This window comes from Nocardiopsis chromatogenes YIM 90109 (genome assembly GCF_000341185.1).
Taxonomy (GTDB): domain Bacteria; phylum Actinomycetota; class Actinomycetes; order Streptosporangiales; family Streptosporangiaceae; genus Nocardiopsis_A; species Nocardiopsis_A chromatogenes.
On record NZ_ANBH01000398.1, the window covers coordinates 1 to 2,641 of the forward strand.

Genomic DNA, 2,641 nt, shown 5'->3' on the forward strand with positions numbered 1-2,641 from the left:
CTTACCTGGCGGAGCTGATGCGCTCCCAGGGGGTGACGGTCTGCCACTTCGTCCCCTCCATGCTGCGCATCTTCCTCGATGCACAGGAGACGGCCGCCGGGAGCGGCGACGGCCGCACCGACCTCCCCCTGCGGACCGTGTTCGCCTCCGGTGAGGCGCTCGGCGCCGACATCGCCGGACGGTTCCGGTCGGTGCTGCCCGGTGTGGAGCTGCACAACCTCTACGGCCCGACCGAGGCCGCCGTCGACGTCACCGCCTTCGACGCCGCCTGGACACCCGAGGGCGCCGCCTCGGTCCCGATCGGATACCCGGTGTGGAACACGGGGGTGTACGTCCTCGACGCTTCGCTCACCCCTGTGCCCGACGGTGTCGCCGGGGAGCTGTACCTGGCGGGGGAGCAGTTGGCGCGCGGGTACGTGGGGCGCCCGGACCTGTCGGCGGACCGGTTCGTGGCCTGCCCCTTCGGGGCCCCCGGCGAGCGCATGTACCGCACCGGCGACCTGGTCCGCCGCCGCGGCGGTGCCATCGAATACCTGGGCCGCACCGACTTCCAGGTCAAGATCAGAGGCCAGCGCATCGAACTCGGCGACGTTGAGGCCGCGCTGCGCTCGCTGCCCGGCGTCGCGGACGCCGCCGCCACCGCCGCCCCGGGGCCCAACGGCCACCCCCGCGTCGTGGGCTACGCGGTCCCCGCCGCCCCCGACGGCCCCGGCGGGCTGGACCTCGATCACCTGCGCACGCGCCTGACCGCCCTCCTCCCCGCCGCCATGGTGCCCGAGGTCCTCGTCCTCCTGCCCGAACCGCCCCTCACCCCCAGCGGCAAGCTCGACCGCAAGGCCCTGCCCGACGCGCCCGCCGCCACGGACACCGGCCGCACCGGCGGGCGTCCCCCGGCCGAGGGCGCCGAGCGCACCGTCGCCGAGGTCTTCGCCGACGCCGTCGGCCTCCCCGTCGAGCACGCCGACGACGACTTCTTCGCCCTCGGCGGCAACTCCCTGGCCGCCGCCCGCGCCGCCAACCTGCTCCGCGGCCGCCTCGGCGCCGACGTGCGGGTCACCGACGTGTTCGAGGCGCCCACCCCCGCCGCCCTGGCCGCACGGCTCGGCACGTCCACCGGGGCCCGCCCTCCGCTGCGCCCCGGCGCCGCCGCCCACGGCGGCCCCGTCCCGCTCACCGGCGGGCAGCGCGGCATGTGGGCCGCCGCCCGGGTCGCGGGGGCCGAGGCCGCCTACAACGTGCCGTGGGTGCTGCACGGCCGCGGCGACCTGGACACCCGCGCCCTGGGGCGGGCGGTGCGCGACGTCGCCGCCCTCCACGAGGTACTGCGCACCGTCTTCCCCGCCGCCGACGGCGGATCCGGCGGGGAGCCCGTGCAGCGTGTCCTGGCCCCGGAAGAGGCGCCCGACCCGGTGGAGGTGGTCGACGCCCGCGCCATGGGCGACGCCGCCGCCGAGGACCTCCTCGCCCGAGCCGCGCGCCGCCCCTTCGACCTGGAGCGCGAACCGGCCTTCCGGGCGACCGTGCTGCGCACCGGCGACCGGGCCTACACCCTTCTGTTCCTCTTCCACCACATCGTCGTGGACGAGTGGTCGCAGGAGCCGTTCCTGTGGGACCTGCAGGCCGCCTACCGGGCCCGCACCCGGGGCCGGGCCCCCGACTGGGGGCCGCTGCCGCTCCGCTACGCCGACTACGCGCTCTGGCAGCGGGAGCTGCTCGGCTCGGAGGACGACCCGGACAGCAGGGCCGCGCGCCAGCGGGAGTTCTGGCGCCGTGCCCTGGACGGGCTTCCCGAGGAGATCGCCCTGCCCGCCGACCGGCCCCGCCCCCGCCGCCGGGGCGCCGAGGGAGGCACCGCCAGGGTCGTCCTGCCCGCCGAACTGATGCGCGCCGCCGAGGAGGTGGGGCGTGGGCACGGCGCCACCCGCTTCATGGTGCTGCAGGCGGCCGTCGCCGTACTGCTGCACCGGATGGGCGCGGGCGACGACGTCCCGCTGGGGGCGCCCGCCACCGGGCGTTCCGACGAGGCGCTGCACGACGCGGTCGGGATGTTCCTCAACACGCTGGTGCTGCGCGCCGACCTGTCCGGGCGGCCGTCGTTCGACGAGGTCCTCGACCGCGTGCGCGCCGCCGACCTGGCCGCGTTCGACAACGCCGACCTGCCGTTCGACCGCGTGGTCGACGCGGTGGGCCCAGCACGCGTCCCCGGCCGCAACCCGCTGTTCCAGGTGATGGTCTCCCACCAGACCCGGCCCGAGCGTGCGCGCCGCGTCCTGGGGCTGGACACCGCCGTGGACGACGGAGCGCTGCACAGCGCGCGCTTCGACCTGGAGTTCGAGTTCGTCGAGACGCCGGGGGACGAGGGCTGCACGGCATCGGTGCGGTATGCGGCGGACCTGTTCGACCGGGAGACCGCCGAGGGCCTCGCCGACCGGCTGGCGCGGGTGCTGGCCGAGGCGGTCGCCGCGCCCGAGCGGCCGGTTTCCGCGTTCGACGTGCTCACCCCCGCCGAACGCAAGGAACTGGAGGACGCGCGGTCGGGCACCACCCACCCGGTGCGGAATCGGACGTTGGCGGGTCTGGTGTCGGAGGGGGCGGTGGATCCGTCGGGGGTGGCGGTGGTGGCGCCTGACGGTACGGAGCT

The 2,641-nt window shown here is 76.5% G+C and carries 1 protein-coding gene; it reads left to right on the top strand.

The genetic code is table 11. The features are described from left to right. On the top strand, nt 1-2,641 hold a 2,641-nt coding region (locus D476_RS35325; protein ID WP_152529488.1), incomplete at both ends, for a condensation domain-containing protein.